The 913-nt window shown below is 67.7% G+C and carries 1 protein-coding gene; it reads left to right on the top strand.

Going from position 1 to position 913, the window contains the following annotated elements; genetic code table 11:
- Positions 1-748: GH36-type glycosyl hydrolase domain-containing protein (locus J7024_RS37010; RefSeq protein ID WP_442861920.1), on the top strand; the 748-nt coding region annotated here is incomplete at its 5' end.
- Between the last annotated feature and the right edge of the window lie 165 nt (positions 749-913).

Raw genomic sequence — 913 nt, 5'->3', positions numbered from 1 at the left:
GGCCGGCAACGCCGAATGTGCGATCGACGCGATCGCGCAGTCGTGGAGCGTGCTGTCGCGCGCGGCGGACCCGATGCGCGCCGCACGGGCAATGGACGCGCTGGATGCGCAGTTGATCCGCCGCGACGATGGCCTGGCCTTGCTGTTCGCACCACCGTTCGATCATTCGCCGGTCGATCCCGGTTATATCAAGGGCTACCCGCCGGGCATCCGGGAAAACGGCGGCCAGTACACGCATGCGGCCGCGTGGTCAGTGTTCGCGTTCGCGCAAATGGGCGACGGCGATCGCGCTGCGAATCTGTTCGCGCTGCTCAATCCGGTCAATCGGAGCCGCACGCGCAGCGGCGCGAATCGTTATCGGGTGGAGCCCTACGTGGTCGCCGCCGACGTCTATTCGGTTACGCCGCATGTCGGCCGGGGCGGCTGGACCTGGTACACCGGCTCGGCGGGCTGGCTATATCGTGCGGGCGTCGAAGGCCTGCTCGGCCTGCACAGGCATGGCGACATGCTGTCCATTCAACCGTGCATACCGCGATCCTGGCCGGGCTTCAGGGCAACGCTGCGCCACGGGGCGTCGCACTACGACATCGTCGTCGAGAATCCGGACGACGTCAGCGGCGGCGTGTCCCGCCTCGTCGTGGATGGCGTGCGGCTCACCGCCGGAGAAGCGACGGTGCGACTCGTGGACGACGGTCGGCGTCACAGCGTGGTCGTGACGCTGGGGGCGGCGCAAGCGGTCCTTCCTTGACGCGACAGGTCGGCATCCGGGCCGGTACGTTAGCGGACGGACTGCGCGCGATTCACTGCCCATCATGAACCGACGTCCCGAATTTCATCGGGATGTCAGCGCATGGGCTTCCGTGCGTCGTGCCGGATCGGACGGCGCGGCGGCAACCCGAGGGGATGATCATGA

This window comes from Burkholderia sp. WTPI3 (genome assembly GCF_021483755.1).
GTDB lineage: Bacteria > Pseudomonadota > Gammaproteobacteria > Burkholderiales > Burkholderiaceae > Burkholderia.
This window is presented reverse-complemented; position numbering and strand designations above follow the sequence as displayed.